The organism is Catellatospora bangladeshensis (assembly GCF_016862575.1).
GTDB classification, from domain to species: Bacteria; Actinomycetota; Actinomycetes; order Mycobacteriales; family Micromonosporaceae; genus Catellatospora; species Catellatospora bangladeshensis.
Window position 1 is genome coordinate 1 of the sequence record NZ_BONF01000072.1, and the last position, 15,196, is coordinate 15,196.

General features: G+C 71.5%; 12 protein-coding genes. 3 read left to right on the forward strand and 9 right to left on the reverse strand.

The features are described from left to right. Positions 1-56: 56 nt before the first annotated feature. On the reverse strand, positions 57-1,466 hold the full coding sequence (locus Cba03nite_RS38740; protein ID WP_203757436.1) for a cytochrome P450: 1,410 nt from the start codon (positions 1,464-1,466) through the stop codon (positions 57-59). A 191-nt stretch (positions 1,467-1,657) separates the two neighbouring features. On the opposite strand from Cba03nite_RS38740, the gene Cba03nite_RS38745 reads away from it, so the two are divergent. After that, positions 1,658-2,953, forward strand: a complete 1,296-nt coding sequence (locus Cba03nite_RS38745; protein ID WP_203757438.1) for an MFS transporter — start codon at positions 1,658-1,660, stop codon at positions 2,951-2,953. Between the two features lie 176 nt (positions 2,954-3,129). Here Cba03nite_RS38745 and Cba03nite_RS38750 read toward each other — a convergent pair whose 3' ends face one another. The 6 genes from Cba03nite_RS38750 to Cba03nite_RS38775 are packed head-to-tail and all read right to left on the reverse strand — an operon-like array spanning position 3,130 to position 9,736. Further along, the gene (locus Cba03nite_RS38750) at positions 3,130-4,083 is read right to left on the reverse strand and encodes an acetylxylan esterase (RefSeq protein ID WP_203757440.1); all 954 of its coding nucleotides are present in this window, start codon (positions 4,081-4,083) and stop codon (positions 3,130-3,132) included. 1 nt (position 4,084) lies between these two features. Then, positions 4,085-4,915 (reverse strand): carbohydrate ABC transporter permease, encoded by an 831-nt coding sequence (locus Cba03nite_RS38755; protein WP_203757442.1) that lies wholly within the window; start codon positions 4,913-4,915, stop codon positions 4,085-4,087. After that, on the reverse strand, positions 4,905-5,798 hold the full coding sequence (locus Cba03nite_RS38760) for a carbohydrate ABC transporter permease (RefSeq protein ID WP_203757444.1): 894 nt from the start codon (positions 5,796-5,798) through the stop codon (positions 4,905-4,907). Before Cba03nite_RS38760 ends, Cba03nite_RS38755 begins: the two co-directional genes overlap by 11 nt. Continuing rightward, positions 5,795-7,072, reverse strand: a complete 1,278-nt coding sequence (locus tag Cba03nite_RS38765; RefSeq protein WP_203757446.1) for an ABC transporter substrate-binding protein — start codon at positions 7,070-7,072, stop codon at positions 5,795-5,797. Before Cba03nite_RS38765 ends, Cba03nite_RS38760 begins: the two co-directional genes overlap by 4 nt. A 25-nt stretch (positions 7,073-7,097) precedes the next feature. After that, complete coding sequence (locus tag Cba03nite_RS38770) at positions 7,098-8,672, reverse strand: FAD-dependent oxidoreductase (RefSeq protein WP_203757448.1); 1,575 nt, start codon at positions 8,670-8,672, stop codon at positions 7,098-7,100. Positions 8,673-8,674: 2 nt separating this feature from the next. Continuing rightward, positions 8,675-9,736 carry a LacI family DNA-binding transcriptional regulator gene (locus tag Cba03nite_RS38775; RefSeq protein ID WP_239126343.1) on the reverse strand — a complete coding sequence of 354 codons (1,062 nt, stop codon included), beginning with the start codon at positions 9,734-9,736 and terminating at the stop codon, positions 8,675-8,677. A 232-nt stretch (positions 9,737-9,968) separates the two neighbouring features. On the opposite strand from Cba03nite_RS38775, the gene Cba03nite_RS38780 reads away from it, so the two are divergent. Then, positions 9,969-10,952 carry a glycoside hydrolase family protein gene (locus tag Cba03nite_RS38780; RefSeq protein ID WP_203757450.1) on the forward strand — a complete coding sequence of 328 codons (984 nt, stop codon included), beginning with the start codon at positions 9,969-9,971 and terminating at the stop codon, positions 10,950-10,952. Between the two features lie 75 nt (positions 10,953-11,027). On the opposite strand, the gene Cba03nite_RS38785 is transcribed toward Cba03nite_RS38780, so the two are convergent. After that, complete coding sequence (locus Cba03nite_RS38785; RefSeq protein WP_203757452.1) at positions 11,028-12,263, reverse strand: serine/threonine-protein kinase; 1,236 nt, start codon at positions 12,261-12,263, stop codon at positions 11,028-11,030. 51 nt (positions 12,264-12,314) lie between these two features. Then, on the reverse strand, positions 12,315-13,169 hold the full coding sequence (locus Cba03nite_RS38790) for an NPCBM/NEW2 domain-containing protein (RefSeq protein WP_203757454.1): 855 nt from the start codon (positions 13,167-13,169) through the stop codon (positions 12,315-12,317). A gap of 300 nt (positions 13,170-13,469) precedes the next feature. Here Cba03nite_RS38790 and Cba03nite_RS38795 point away from each other — a divergent pair, with 300 nt between their 5' ends. Further along, a complete protein-coding gene (locus Cba03nite_RS38795) occupies positions 13,470-15,047 on the forward strand; it encodes a right-handed parallel beta-helix repeat-containing protein (RefSeq protein WP_203757456.1) in 1,578 nt (525 codons plus the stop codon). Positions 15,048-15,196: the final 149 nt, after the last annotated feature.

Consider the following 15,196-nt stretch of genomic DNA (forward strand, 5'->3'; position numbering starts at 1 on the left):
CGAGAACATTACGCGACCCCCGAACCACGACGCAAATCGGGGTCGGTTGTCGCCGGTCACATCATCCAAGCAGGCGTAATCGTGAATCCGATGCTCATATGACCGAAGGTGTGCGGCAGCGGCGACCCCTCATCCAGCCGCGCTCGGGCGAGCAGCCGGAAGTCGTGCTCACGCAGCAGCGCGGCGAGCGCCGCCGTCACCGTCTGCAGCACGAGGCTGCGCCCGGGGCAGACTGCCGGGCCCGCGCTGAACGGGACCAGCAACGCCGCGCGCCCCGCAGTGTCCCCAAGCCAGAGTTCGGGCTGGAAACCGTCGGCCCCCGGCAGGTACGCGGTATCCCGGTTCAGCAGCGGCGAGTAGATGACGAACGACGTGCCCCGGGGCAGCGGCGTTCCGCCCCACATGGTGACGGCGGTGCTCTCCCGCAGGATCGCCAGCGTGGTCGGCCACAGCCGTACCGTGTCGAGCACGCATGCGCTCAGGTAGGGATGCGGTCCAGCGGCCTCGTCCAGCGCGGCCAGCTCGTCGCGTAACCGCAGCCTTGGTTTCGCGTGGGTGGACAGCAGCGCGAGGGTACGGAACGCGGTGGCCGCCGCCGCGTCGTAGGCGAACAGCCAGTGCGGCACCTGCCCGTACGGGTCGACGCCCGGCCGCGCACGCTGCTCGGCGAGCAGTGCCGCCAGGCTGCCCGGCTCGGCCCGGTCCAGGTGGGTGGCGAGCCGCAGCCGGAACCGGTGCAGCAGGCTGCCGCGACGCGGGCGCAGGTAGGCCCAGTTCGCGTCGCGGCGCAGCGCGGCGAGCAGGTTCGTCAGCTCGACGTCCGTACGTGCGCCGTCGCCGAGCACGATCCGGCGCACCAGCCGCTCGAACGCGGCGGAGAACGCCGGCCACTCCAGCCGGTCGCGGCCGGTGACCAGGGTGGACATCTCCTGCCGGGCGGCGGCGGTGATCTGGTCGGCGAGCCGGTGCACCGGCAGGTCCGTCTCCAGGACCGCCTCGTTGAACGCGCGCCGCTCGGCGCGCAGCGGACCGTCGGAGATCAGTACGCCGGTCGGCTGGAAGTGGGCGAGGGAGGCGCGTTTCTCGACGGTCGCGGTGCGGTACGGCACGGGCGTGCCCTCCAGGACGCGGGTCGCGGCTCGCGGCGTGAGCAGCAGCACCACGTCGCGGCCGTTCAGGCGCAAGGCGAGCGCGTCGGCGTCGTGGCGCTCGCGCAGGCGCTGCAGCAGCCGTACGGCGCGGCGGTCGGTCTCCAGTGCCGCTGCGGCGGTCACGGCGGCGGGCCGGCGCAGGATCACGCCCTGGGCCACGGTCGGCAGCAGCACCTCGCCCAGTACGCGGGCGCTTTCCAGCGGCGATGCGAAGGCGATGCGGGTGCCGGTGGGCGCGGACGGCGGTGGCGTCTCGGCCATGTCGCGTGTCCCGATGGCGGCGCGATCCCGGCCGCTCTCCGTGCGTCCCGGCATGGTGCACCTCCGGTGGCCTTGGCGTCCTCCCCATCCTGGCCGAATCCGGCAGACGACGCGCCGAAACCCTCAACTGCCCGCCGACGGCGAAGATCGCCGGTTCGTGTCGAGATCTGCGGTCTGACGCGGGGATATGACACGAACCGGCGATCTTCGCCCAAGCGGGTGGGTGGCAGGATACCCGGGTGATCATGGGCGGTGGTGTGGCGGCCGTGGCGGAGAGCCGGCCGGCGCGGCGGTTCGGCGGATCGGAGCCGATCGGCAGGCGTGCGGCACTCGCCCTGCTGATGGCCTTCATGATGATCAACTTTGCGGACAAGGCCGTGCTCGGGCTGGCCGCCGGGCCGGTCATGACCGAGTTCGGGCTGTCCAACACCGAATTCGGGCTGCTGTCCAGCGCGTTCTATCTGCTGTTCAGCGCCTCGGCGGCGACGGTCGGCCTGCTCGGCGACCGGATGCCGGCCGGCACTCTGCTCACCGGGCTCGCGCTGACCTGGTCGGCGGCGCAGCTGCCCCTGCTCGTCCCGGCCGCGGGCGTGGGCACCCTGCTGGTGTGCCGGGTGCTGCTCGGCGCCGGTGAGGGGCCGGGCATCCCGCTGGCCACGCATACCGCATTCAGCTGGTATCCGGCACGGGCACGCTCCCTGCCCGCCACCATGATCGTGGCCGGTGGAGCGCTCGGCGGGGTGATCGGCCTGCCGCTGCTCGCCCTGCTGATCGGCGCCTGGGGCTGGCGGGCCGCGCTGGGCTTGCTCGGGGCGGCCGGGCTGGTCTGGGTGGCGTGCTGGCGGCGCTGGGGCGGCACCGGCCCGCACCGGGTCAGCGCCACCGGCGAGGGCTCCCGCCTGCCGTACCGGCGGATCTTCCTGACCGGCACCTGGCTGGGCAGCACGGCATCGGCGTTCACGGTGCAGTGGGCACTGGCGCTGCTGACCGCGTGGCTTCCGCGCCACCTGAGCCAGCAGCGGGGGTATGGCGCCGCGGCGGCGGGCCTGCTCGCCGGGCTGCCGATGGCCGGGTCGGTGCTGCTGGCCCTGGGCGCCGGAGCCCTCTCGCAACGGCTGCTGCGCAGGCAGGTCAGCGGCCGGACGGCCCAGGGCCTGCTCGGTGCCGCGCTCGCTGTGGCCGCGGGCTGCGGCCTGCTGCTGACCACCCGTGTGGACGGCACAGCGGCACTGGTCGCGGTGCTCGTGGTCGGGTTCGCCGCGGGCAACGCGCAGACCCCGCTGAACAACGCCGCGATCGCCGACGTGTGCCCGCCCGGCCGGTCCGGGCTGATGCTCGGGTCGTCGTACGCGGTGGCCGCCGTCGCCGCGCTGCTCGCCCCGGCCGTCACCGGCCGCCTCGCGGACATCGCCCCGACCCCCGCCGCAGGCTTCACCACCGCCTTCGACCTGGCCGGACTGCTGCTCATCGCCGGCGGCCTGATCGCCGCGTCATCAGTGAACCCCGAGCGCGACCGCGCCCGCCTGAACGTACCCCTCTGATCAAACACGTCACCGAATCGACCATTCACCGCGACGAGCCCGGCCCGCACCCCTTGGTCATCGAACTTGCCTGGCACCTGGGCGTATCTTGAGCGCACATCTGCCCAAGTGCCAGGCAAGTCGGTAGATCTTGAGCACGCAGCCGACCAGGTGCCGGGCGGGGCGGCGGGTGGTGGTCAGGGGGCGAACGTCGCGTCGAGGAAGTCGAGGCGGGCGGCCGCTTGGACGGCCTGGCCGCCCTCGTGGCCGTTGAACGGGTAGACCTCGATGCGCTTGGGCCCGGCATAGCGGTGGTACGCGGCATACACGGTCGACGGCGGGCAGCTGGCGTCCATGTGCGCGACGCTGAACAGCGCGGGCGCGGTGGCACGCGCCGCGAACAGCACCCCGTCGCAGTACGACAGCGTCCGGAACACCTGCCGCTCGTGCTCGCGGTGCACGGCCAGGTACGCCGCGACCTCCCGATACGGCCCGGCGGTGGCCAGCTCGGCGCCGCGCCGGTGGTCGCACAGGAACGGCACGTCCGGCAGCACGGCGGCCAGGTCCGGCACCAGCGCCCCGGCGGCCAGGGCCAGTCCCCCGCCCTGGCTCTCCCCCGTGACCGCGACCCGAGCCGGATCGACCAGCGGAAACGCGCGGGCGGCCGCGACCGCGCGCACCGCGTCGGTGATCACCCGCCGGTAGTAGTGGTCGTGCGGGTCGAGCACGCCGCGTGTCATGAACCCGGGGTGCTGCGGCGCGCCGCCGGCCGGGTCGGGGGTGTCGCCGTGCCGCCAGCCGCTGCCCTGGCCGCGTACGTCCATGAACAGGTGGGCGTACCCGGCGGCTGCGTACAGCAGGCACTCGTGGGGCAGGCCGCGGCCGCCGCCGTAGCCCGGGTACTCGACCACGCAGGGCAGCGGCCGGTCGGTCCCGGCGGGCAGGGCGAGCCACGCCTTGACCGGCTGCCCGCCGAACCCGGCGAAGGTGACGTCGTGCACCTCGACCGCGCGCCGCCACACCGGCGTGAAGCGCGCGTCGAGCGGGAACTCGCGCGCCTGGGCCAGGGTGGCGGCCCAGAACGCGTCGAAGTCCTCCGGTGCCCGCAGGGTGCTGCGGTACTCCGCCGGATTCGGTTCGGTGATCGGCATGTCAGCCCTTGAGCCCCGTGTGCGCCAGGCCCTCGATGAACTGCCGCTGCGCGATGACGAACACGACCAGCACCGGCAGCGCCGTCATCGAGGCGGCCGACAGCTGGATGTCCCACATCGGGCCGCCGTACGCGTCGACGAACTGGGTCAGCGCCTGCGGCAGGGTGAACATCTCGGAGCTGGACAGGAACACGATCGGTTCGAGGTAGAGGTTCCAGCTGTGCAGGAACGTGAAGATGGCGACCGCGCCCAGCGCCGGGCGGGCCAGCGGCAGCGCGATCAGCCGGAAGATCGCGAACCGGCCGAGCCCGTCGACCCGGGCGGCCTCCTCCAGCTCGCCGGGCAGCGCGAGGAAGAACTGCCGCATGATGAACGTGGCCAGCACGCTGGGCGCGCCCAGGATCGGCACCAGGATCAGCGGCCAGTGCGTGTCGACCATGCCCCACGCGTCGAACATCTTGAACAGCGGCACGATGGTGACCTCGCTCGGGATGAGCAGCCCGGTCAGGATCACCACGAACAGTACGTTCGCCCCGGGGAACCTGATCCGCGCGAAGGCGTACCCGGCCATCGCCGACACGGCCAGCGTGCCCACGGTGACCAGCACCGCGATGTACATGCTGTTGAAGTACTGCTGCGCGAACGGCTGCAGCTCGAACGCCTTGCGGTACGCGTCGAAGCTGAACTCCGACGGCAGCAGCGACGGCGGGAACGCGAAGATGTCGTTGATCGGCTTCACCGACGAGGTGACCATCCACCAGGTCGGGAACAGGAACGGCAGCGCGAGCAGGCACAGCACGCCGTAGATCGCGGTCTTGGCCCTACGACTCATGGAACACCCACTTCCGGCGCATCCGCCACTGCACGAGGGTCAGCAGCAGCACGATCGCGAACAGCAGCACCGACAGGGTCGCCCCGTAGCCGAAGTGGTGGAACTGGAACGCCTGCTGGTAGAGGTAGTACACGAGCACGGTGGTGGAGGTCCCCGGGCCGCCCTGGGTCAGCACCGCGATCTGCGCGAATACCTGCAGCGAGCCGACCACCGTGATGATCGACGTGAGCAGGATGGTCGGGCTGATCATCGGCACCGTGATGCTGCGGAACTGCCGGGTGCGGCTGGCGCCGTCGACGGTGGCGGCCTCGTAGAGGTTGCCGGGCACGCCTTGCAGCGCGGCGAGGAACAGCACCATGTTCAGGCCGACGTTCTTGACCACCTGCACCACGATCACGGCGATCATGGCGGTGGTCTCGCCGCGCAGCCAGTTGGGCCCGTCCACGCCGAACAGGTCCAGCAGCCCGTTCACCCCGCCGTTGTCCTGGAGCAGGAAGCCCCACACGATGGTCCAGGCGACCAGGCTCACCACCACCGGTGAGAAGAACACGGTCCGGAAGAACACCGTGCCCCGCAGCCGCTGGTTGAGCAGCACCGCGAGCAGCAGCGCGAGGCTGAGGTTGAGCACGACCAGCCCGGCGGAGAAGAACCCGGTGGCGACCAGCGCGTCGGCGAGCTTCGGGTCGTCCAGCAGCGCCTGGTAGTTCTCGGCCCCGGTGAAGGTGAACGTGTCGGCGAGCACGTTCCACTCGTGCAGGCTGTACCAGAACACCAGGCCCAGCGGCACGAACACGAACAGCACCGACCCGATGAGCTGAGGCGCGATGAACAGGTAGCCGGCGGCGGCATCGCGCCGGCTACCCGTCCAGAAGCGTGTGCTCACTTGGCCAGCAGGGGGTTGATGGCCTGGCACACGCCGCCGAGCACCGCCTTGACGTCGGCGTCGGCCTTCCACAGCGGGTCGAGCGCGGCGCGCACCGCCTGGGAGATCTCGGCCTGGCCGCTGTGGCTGGGCTTGACCACGCCGGTGGAGATGCCGTCGATGACGACCTGCTGCAGCTGCTCGGGCTTGAGCAGCGGGTTGGTCTTGGCGAGGGTCTCGGCGGTGAGCTGCGAGGTGCGCGGCGGCGGGAAGTAGGCCGCGAGCTTGGCCGAGTTCTCCGGGCTGGTGAAGAAGGCCAGGAAGTCCGCGGCCACGTCGGCGTTCTTGCCCTTCTTCAGTACGCCGAGACCCGCCTGCCCGATCACCGAGTACTCGCCCTTCGGGCCGGTGGGCAGCGGCACCAGGTCCCAGCCGAACTTGGCGTCCTTGAGCAGCGACGCCCGGGAGATCTGGGTGATCGTCATGGCGGAGTCGCCGGCGAAGAAGTCGGCGGTGGTGCCGGGGCCGGGCAGCGCCTTGTCCGTGAAGATCGCCTTGTGCAGGAAGGTCATCGCGTCGACCATCGGCTGCTGGTCGAAGCCGCAGGTCTTGCCGTCGGCGCTCCACGCCTGCGCGCCCCAGCCGGTCCAGACCGTGGACAGGTTGTCCCAGCCCTTGTAGTCGAAGTCGCGTACCACCAGGCCGGCCTTGCCGCTCTTGGCGGCGCTGGCCGCGGCGGCGGCGACGGCCTTGTCCCAGGTCCACTGGCCCGCGGCGATCAGCTCGGCGGGGGTCTGCTGCCCGGCGGCCTTGAGCATGTCGTTGTTGACGAACATGCCGAACGGCGAGGTGGAGAACGGGTAGGCGTACAGCCTGCCGTCGGTCTGCCACAGCTTGGTGGCGGCCGGGTTGAGGTCGGCGGCGTTGTAGCCGTCGGCCTTGGCCAGGGTGTCGTCCAGCGGGACCAGCGCGCCCGAGCTGACGAAGTCGGGTGCCGAGTTCTCCAGCACCCAGGCCAGGTCGGGGCCGTTGCCGCCGGCGATCTGGGTGGTCAGCGTGGTGGTGTAGTTCTCGAACGGGATCGGGTCGAACTTCACCTCGGTGACCCGGGGGTTCTTCGCCTTGTACGCGTCGGCGATCTCGTTGAACAGCTTCAGGTGCGCCTCGTTCGAGGACCACACCGTCATGCGCAGCGACACCGGGCCGGTGCTCGGCTCCTCCTCGGCGCCGCAGGCGGCCAGGCCCAGGGCGAGCGCGCCCGCGGCGGCGGTGGCGATCAGTCCGCGTATCTTCATCGCAAACTCCAACTGAAGTGGGGGGTCAGTAGCCGGAGACGTCGGGCCAGCGCAGCTCGACGCCGTCCCGGATGAGTTGTGCCTGGAACCCGGACAGGTGCTCCGGGGTGTTGCGCACGCCGCGCGGCGTCAGCCCGTGGTTCAGGCAGTACGCCGCGAGCGCCCCCGCCACCTCGCCGACGTTCCACTCGACCGGGTGCAGCCGGTACGAGCCGTTGGTGACGTGCGTGGTGCCGATGTTCTTGCCGGCGGGCAGCAGGTTGTCCATGCGGCGCGGGATGAGCGCGCCGAGCGGGATCTCGAAGGGGCAGGACCCGACGTCGATGTAGTTGTCGCCGCCGGTGGAGGGGTGCAGGTCGATGCGGTACATGCCGACCCCGACGGCGTCGGCGTAGCTGACCGCGCCCTTGTCGCCGCGTACGGCCAGCGACAGGTCCTGCTCGACCACGGTGTACTCGGCCCGGATGCGCCGTGACTCCCGGATGTAGGGGGCCATGGCCAGGCCGTCGGCGCCGCCGGTGACGTCGCCGCGCAGCCGCAGGCCGGGGAAGCCGGCCTCGGTCTGCAGCCAGTAGAGGACCGACAGCGACAGCTGCCGGGCGTTGGCGTAGTGCGTGTCCGGGTCGGGGACGTCGATGACCGGGCTCTCGAAGTAGTCGATCATCGGCCAGTTGACCAGGCAGATGTCGCTGTCGTAGCTGCCCGGGGTGAACAGCTTGCGGGCGGCGATGCGCCGGAAGGTCCACAGGTTGCCGTCCCCGGCGCTGACGCGCTGGTCGGCGACGACCGACAGCGGATCGTCGTCGGGGTTCGGGGTGAACGTGCGCCCGCTGATCGCGAGCGTGCGCGGGTTGGGCGAGCGGAATGACAGCAGCCGGTCGCCCCAGAAGTCGGGCTGGTACGCGCGCCAGAAGTCGTACTGGGCGGGCTTGTCGATGGTGTGGTCGCCGTCGACGTGGTCGATCGCGAAGCACACCGACACGGCCTGCATGTTCATCGGCTGCGCGGTGTCCGGGGCGCTGGGCTCGCCGGTCTCGTGGTGGGACTCGAAGCCGGTGACGTACTCGGTGCCGGTCAGCGGCAGCAGCTCGCCGGTCTCGGTCGCGTCAAGCACGTACGGCGCCTCGATGGTGAGCCGGTCGCCGGTGTGCCGGTGCTCGACGGTGACCGCGGTGACCCGGTCGCCGTCGGTGTCGGCGGCCACCGGCCGGTACGGCTGGAGCACGGTGAGCCGCCCCGAGGACCGGTACGGCGCGAGCATCGACTCGATGACCGCGACCGCGACGCGCGGTTCGTGGCACAGCCGGCTGACGTGCCCGCCGCCCGGGTTGAGCTCGCGCCAGGCCCGTGCGGCCGGGGTGAGCGGGTAGTGGGCCCGGTAGTAGTCGCGGATGCCGTCGCGCAGCGCCCGGTAGCTCGCGGTGATGCCGAACTGCTCCACCCAGCTGTGCTCGTCCGGGGGCACGGCCTGGCTGGTCAGCTGGCCGCCGAGCCAGTCGTACTCCTCGGTCAGCACCACCCGCCGCCCGGCCCGCAGTGCGCCCAGCGCCGCGGCGACCCCGCCGAGGCCGCCCCCGACCACCAGAATCTCGGCCTGCATGTTCACTTACCTCTTTCGCTGAGCGTCTCGCCGGGCACGACCTCGCACGGCAGCAGGCGCTGCGCGTCGGCGGCCGAGCCCTCGATCAGGGCGGTCAGGACCTCGACGGCCTGCGCGCCCATCGCCTGGCGCGGGATGCGCAGGCTGGTGAACTCCACCGCGGTCGGCAGCGCGGCCCGGGTCGGTTCCCCGAGCGTCGCCACCGACAGCGCCACCCCGCGCGAGCGGGCCAGCTCGAAGAGCGCGACACCGTCGGCGTGCTCCTCGGCGATCACCGCGGTCACGCCCGCGGCCAGCGCCGCGTCCAGAACCGCCGCGGTATCGCGTAGCACGGTCGCGGCGACGGTCGGCGCGGCGGCCGCGACGCCGGAGTCCGGCTCGCCGGAGGCCGTGGACAGGTAGTGGCCGCCATAGACCCCCGCCTGTGCGACGGCCTCGCGGAAGCCGCGGCCGCGGTCGGCCCACGACTCGGGGCCAGTGCCCTGACCGAGGTAGGCCAGCCGGTCGTGGCCCAGTGCCACGGCCCGGCGGACCACCTCGGCGGTGGCCGCGGCGTAGTCGGCGCCGACGTAGGGCACCGGCCCGCCGGCGTCGTCGCGGCGGCCGATCGACACGAACGGGATCTCCTCGGCGATGAGCCGGGCCAGGTCCGTGGGGTCGATCGTGCGGCCGAGCAGGATGCTGCCGTCGGCCAGGCGCAGCCGGTTGTCGCCGTGGAAGATGCGCCGCCGACCGTCCACCACCGGGGTGCTGGTCAGCAGGAGCAGGTCACAGCCGAGCACCTCGGCCTGCTGCTCGATGCCGACCAGGAACGGGTGGTAGAAGTCGCCGTTGGCGCTCGGGAAGACCGGCTCGTAGGTGAACACGCCCAGGATGCGGTTGTGCCGGGCGGCCAGGCGGCGGGCGATCGGGTCGGCCACGTAGCCGGTCTCGGCGATGGCGCGCAGCACCTTCTCGCGGGTCTCCGCCGACAGCTTGACGTCGGCGTCGGAGCGTCCGTTGAGGACGAGCGAGACGGTCGCCTGGCTGACGCCGGTCATGCGGGCGATGTCCTGCTGGGTCACCCGCCTGCGGGCTCCGGTCACGGTGCGTGTCCAATCCTCGGGCTAATGCGCATTAGTTGTTTCGGTGAGATGACATCCTGCGGACGATCCGCCGCTTCGTCAAGCCCCGAAATGAAAAAGCGCCTCGCCGAAGTTCCTGAACTAATTCGTATTAGCCCCTTGACGGCCGGTCCGCGCGAGCCAGAGACTCACCGTTACTTTCGGTCATCCCCATCGATGGGAGGCACAACCGATGAACCCGTCCCTCAGCCGCCGGCAGCTCCTGGCCGCGGGCGCCGCCGCGGCGGCCGGTGGGCTCGGCGCGGCAGCCCTCGGCGGCACCGCCCACGCCGCCCCGGCGGGCTTCCCGACGTACCGCTACCTCGGGACCCCGTTCACCAAGGCCAACCTGCGCTACAACCCCACCAACGAGCTGATCTTCCCGTGCATCCGCGGGGTGTACGACAAGATCAGCTCACCGCTGGGCAGGTACTACCTGTACTACGCGCCGCACGACGCGCCCGGCGGCATCTGCCTGGCCTACGGCGACTCGCTGTCCGGCCAGTTCACCGAGTACCCGAACAACCCGATCGTGTCCAACGTCTGGTCGCCGCACTACTCCGTCAGCCACGTGTCCAGCCCGCACGTCATCTGGAACGCCGCGAACAGCAAGTTCTACATGTACTTCCACGGCGAGAACAACACGACGCGGATGGCGTGGTCGACCGACGGCGTCAACTTCACCTACTTCGGGCGGGTGCTGCACACCGGCGTCATCCCGGGCTCGACGGAGACGTCGTACGCCCGCGTCTTCGAGCACGCCGTGCCCGGCCTGGGCAACAAGTACGTCATGGTGTTCATGGGTGTCACCAACGGCACCCGCAAGATCTTCTGGGGCTGGTCGGCCGACGGCAAGACCTTCTCGTTCGACCCCACCCCGCTGGTCACCCCCGGCCCGGACGGGCAGACCGACATCGCCGCGCCGCACCTGCTCAAGCGCAACAACACGACGTACGTCGTCTACCACGGCAACGGCGGGGACATGTTCCTCACCGAGGTCGGCAACAGCTTCGACCGCGAGGTGCACCTCGGCGTGTTCCACCCGGCGATGGACGCCTGGCCCGATCGCGGGCGGGCCGCGGCGGCCAGCTTCGGCACCGACGGCGGCGTGCAGTACATGTTCTACGAGGCGGGCCCCCGGCTCGACGGCACGATCGCGGTCGCCCGCGCCGTCTGACGGGCTGGTACGCGTACCCCCACGAAAAGCCCCTGGTGGGCGGGCCGTCTCCCGGCCCGCCCACCAGGGCTCGGCTCACGGCCTGCCCTTGGGTTTCGGCTTGTCCTTCCCCTTGCCCTTGCCCTTGGGCTCCACCGGGGCGGGATGGGACACCGGCTGCGGCGCCATGCGCTGCGCGGCGGGCGTGGGTGCGGGTGACGGCGAACCGGGGATGGCGGAGAGGTGCTGGCACCCCTGCTCGGCCGTCGAGCAGTAGCCGCCGCCGGCCGGGGTGAAGCGGGCCGCGGACTCCTCCGGCAGGCCGGCGGCCACCATGGTCGCGGTGAGGCCGACGGTGAGCATCGCCCCCGCGACCAGCACGGGCGTGCGCTCCCACCAGCTCAGCTCCGGGCGCTTCACCGGGACCGCCGTCGCCGGCACGGGCGCGCGGGTGAGCGCCAGCAGCCGGGTGAGGTCGCCCGCTGTCCGGTCAGGGGCGGGCACCGGGGGCAGGGACACGCGCTCGCCCAGCTCGGCGGCGATCTCCGCAGCGGTCGGCCGGTCCTCCGGCTTCTTGGCCAGGCACGCCAGGTACAGCTCCCGCACGCTGCCGGGCAGGCCGGGCAGCGGCGGGAGGTCGCGGGGCGGCTCCAGCACGTGGTCGCGCAGCCGCTGGGTGGGCGTCGTCTCGCGCCATGGCAGCTGCCCGGTCAGGCAGCGGTACAGGACGATGCCCAGGGCGTACACGTCGCAGGCGGGGGTCACCGCGCTCGTGCCCGCGACCCGCTCCGGGGCGATGTAGTCGATGGTGCCGACGAGTTCGTCGTCCGCGTCGGCGGTGCCCGCGAGGGTGCAGATGCCGAAGTCGAGCACCTTCACACCCCGGGCGGTGAGCATGACGTTGGCCGGGGTGACGTCGCGGTGGACCACCCCGCGCGCGTGCGCCGCGGCCAGCGCGGCGGCCGTCTCCGCGGTGATCCGGGCGGTGCGCGGCCAGCCCAGTCCCGCCGGCTGCGCGCGCAGCGTCTGGAGCAGGGTGACGCCCTCCACCAGCTCCATGACCAGGTAGGGCTGCGGCTGCCCGGCGACGTGCTCGCCGTAGTCGTAGATCTGGGTGATGTGCGGATGCTGGAGGCTGGCCGCGGCGAGCGCCTCGGTGCGCAGCAGCCGCAGGCTGTCCGGCCGGGCCCCGACGGCGGGCGACAGCATCTTCACGGCCACGGGGCGGTGCAGGACCTCGTCGTACGCGCGCCAGACCACCGCCATGCCGCCCGCGCCGATGCGCTCCAGCAGCCGATAGCGGCGGCCGAGTACGGGGGGTTGATCTTTCACAACGGGCCCATACCCGGCATCGGGTGCGGATAACGCGATCCGCGCCGGGCGCTAGGCCAGCAGCCTCGCGTCGCCCCACGTCGCCTTCGCCTTCGCCTCCGCGTCGCAGGTCGCCGAGACGAACAGTGAGAGCCTGAAGACGTTCTTCACCGGCACGTCCACGGGCTTCACCTCACCGGGCTTCAACCTCGGGCTGCGGTAGATCTCCCGGTCGTCGGCGATCAGCATGAACTCCGCAGAGCTGCCGATCTGCGCGTCGTCCGCCAGGCCGATGTCAGCCTGGAACCGCTCATACCTGCGGAGGAGGTTGTAGGCCAGCAGATCCTCCTTGAAGCCGCAGCCCGGTGCCGTCAGGCTCCGCGGGTAGTCCCGCCCGAGCAGTTGCCGCGGGCCGAACGACCAGCGTTCGGTCGGCGACAGCGACGGCAGGTCGTGGAGGAACACCGAGCCGGCGGGCAGGGCCGGCCCGGAAGACGCGGGTGGCGCCGCGGACTGCGCGGGAGCGGCGATCGACGAGCCGGGACCGGCGGTCACCGGTCCGGCAGTCTGCCCGCCGGCTGTTCGGGCCTCCGGCTGCGCGCCGGCCCCGGGCGGGGGCACGGTCCCGTCCACCAGCACGACGATGAGCAGCAGTAGCAGCAGCCCGGTCGCGGAAAGCCAGCCGATCATGCCCTTGCTGAGCATGCGCCGCTCGTGGTCGCGGGCGGCCTGCCAGAGAAGGCCGCAGAAGGCGCCGCAGGCGATCGCGGCGAGCGCCTTGGACAGGGTCGTCGGGAACGCGACGACGGCCGTCATGATGCCGATGACGCCGGAGACCAGCCCGATCCAGGAGCCCAGCCGCGACCATCTGCGGTCGAGCCCGGCCTGGTGTGGGTCGGGAGCATCCGGCGGCGTGATGGTGGTCATGGGTACTCGTCCTCGGGGCGTCGGAGTGGTGCCGGCCGGGTTACACAGACAGAGTCGGATGTTAATGCCTGTCCACGTTCAGCGCGCCGTCCACCGCACACCGCCTCCTTGACGGGGCCGACTCCCCTGCAACAAATCTGCAAACGTCAACCCTTGCTAGCGGGCAAGCGCTTTCCAGAGACTGGAGCGCAGCGACGTTCCGGGTTCTCTCCGGGCGAGGACCCTCGTGCGTCATCACGCCCCGCGGCATGCGGCCGGCACCTCGATGCCCGCGCACGCCGACGACAGCTTGGGAGACACATGAGAGTCACAACGTCCGCCGCCGCCGTCGCGCTGGCGGCCGCGGCGGTGCTCGCCCTGCCCGCGTCCGCGGCGCTGGCGGCGCCGACCCGGTACGAGGCGGAGACCTCGCCCGCGGTCTGCGCCGGCACCATCGACAGCAACTGGTCCGGCTTCTCCGGCAGCGGCTTCTGCAACGGCACCAACTCCACCAGCGGCTACGTGCAGTTCACGGTCAGCGCGGCCGCCGCGGGCAGCGCGACGGTCGGCGTCCGCTTCGCCAACGGCACCACCACCGCCCGCCCCGCCTCCCTGGTGGTCAACGGCTCGACCGTGCAGAGCGTCTCGTTCGAGGGCACCGGCACCTGGGACGCCTGGACTACGAAGACGCTGACCGTGAACGTCAACGCGGGCAGCAACACGATCCGGCTCAGCCCCACCACCTCGGGCGGGCTGGCGAACGTGGACTACCTGGAGTTCGAGGCCGGCAGCACGCCGCCGCCCACGAACGCCCTGTACGTGGCCACCAGCGGCAACGACGCGAACGCGGGCACGCTGAGCGCGCCGCTGCGGACCGTGCAGCGCGCGGTGGACCTGGCCCAGGCCGGGTACACCATCTACCTGCGCGGCGGGACGTACGCGCCGAGCACGAACATCCAGCTGCTCAAGAACGGCACGTCGAGCCAGCCGATCACGCTGCGCAGCTACAACGGCGAGCGGGTGGTCATCGACGGGGAGAACATGCCGTACACCCCCGGTGCGGTGGACTCCTCGATCCCGCGCGCGGACCGCGGCGCGATCCACATCGAGGGCGACTGGTGGCGGCTCATCGGGCTGGAGATCATCAACGGCCCGTACGGCGTCTTCGGCCTGGACGTCAACAACAGCGTCTTCGAGCGGCTGGTCACCCGGGACAACTACGAGAGCGGCCTGCACCTGCAGGGCTCGTCGAGCAACAACCTGGTGCTGAACCTCGACGCGTACGGCAACCGCGACCCGCGCAAGAACGGGGAGAGCGCCGACGGCCTGGCCATCAAGGAGGGCTCCGGCAGCGGCAACGTGGTGCGCGGCGTGCGGCTGTGGAACAACTCCGACGACGGCCTGGACTTCTGGATGTTCCAGTCGCCGATCCTGCTGGAGAACAGCCTGGCCTGGGGCAACGGCTTCAACCGGTGGAACCTGCCGAACTACACCGGTGACGGCAACGGGTTCAAGCTGGGCGGCAACGCGGTCTCCGCGAGCCACACCGTGCGCAACAGCATGACCTGGGACAACGCGGTCGGCGGCTTCATCGACAACAACAACCCGGGCCAGCACGTGATCGACCACTGCACCGCCTGGGACAACCCGGGCACCGGCTTCAACTTCAACCGCTCGGACAGCACGCTGACGAAGAACCTGGCCGTGGCCAACGGCACGGCCGTGTCGCTGGGCTCGAACTCCAGCGGCTCGGGCAACTCGTGGGACCTGGGCGGCAGCTGGTCGCTGCAGAGCACCAGCCCGAGCACGATCACCGGGCCGCGCAACGCCGACGGTTCGATCCCCTCCTCCACGTTCCTGCGGCCGAGCAGCGGCGCCGACGTGGGGGCCCGCTTCTAGGCGCGGGCTGACCGGCACAGCCGGACACAGGCCGGCGGGTCGCCCGGCGCCCCCTGGGCGACCCGCCACTCATCTCCGCACCGGACGGGCCTTTTTAATCAGCCGATCCGTCAACCACGTTCATAGATTCGGATATCTACATATTACGG

Coding starts and splice junctions, on each gene's coding strand:
- Cba03nite_RS38765 (WP_203757446.1), bottom strand. CDS start 7,072: ATGAAGATACGCGGACTGATCGCCACCGCCGCCGCGGGCGCGCTCGCC.
- Cba03nite_RS38770 (WP_203757448.1), bottom strand. CDS start 8,672: ATGCAGGCCGAGATTCTGGTGGTCGGGGGCGGCCTCGGCGGGGTCGCC.
- Cba03nite_RS38795 (WP_203757456.1), top strand. CDS start 13,470: ATGAGAGTCACAACGTCCGCCGCCGCCGTCGCGCTGGCGGCCGCGGCG.
- Cba03nite_RS38755 (WP_203757442.1), bottom strand. CDS start 4,915: ATGAGTCGTAGGGCCAAGACCGCGATCTACGGCGTGCTGTGCCTGCTC.
- Cba03nite_RS38745 (WP_203757438.1), top strand. CDS start 1,658: ATGGGCGGTGGTGTGGCGGCCGTGGCGGAGAGCCGGCCGGCGCGGCGG.
- Cba03nite_RS38780 (WP_203757450.1), top strand. CDS start 9,969: ATGAACCCGTCCCTCAGCCGCCGGCAGCTCCTGGCCGCGGGCGCCGCC.
- Cba03nite_RS38740 (WP_203757436.1), bottom strand. CDS start 1,466: ATGCCGGGACGCACGGAGAGCGGCCGGGATCGCGCCGCCATCGGGACA.
- Cba03nite_RS38750 (WP_203757440.1), bottom strand. CDS start 4,083: ATGCCGATCACCGAACCGAATCCGGCGGAGTACCGCAGCACCCTGCGG.
- Cba03nite_RS38790 (WP_203757454.1), bottom strand. CDS start 13,169: ATGACCACCATCACGCCGCCGGATGCTCCCGACCCACACCAGGCCGGG.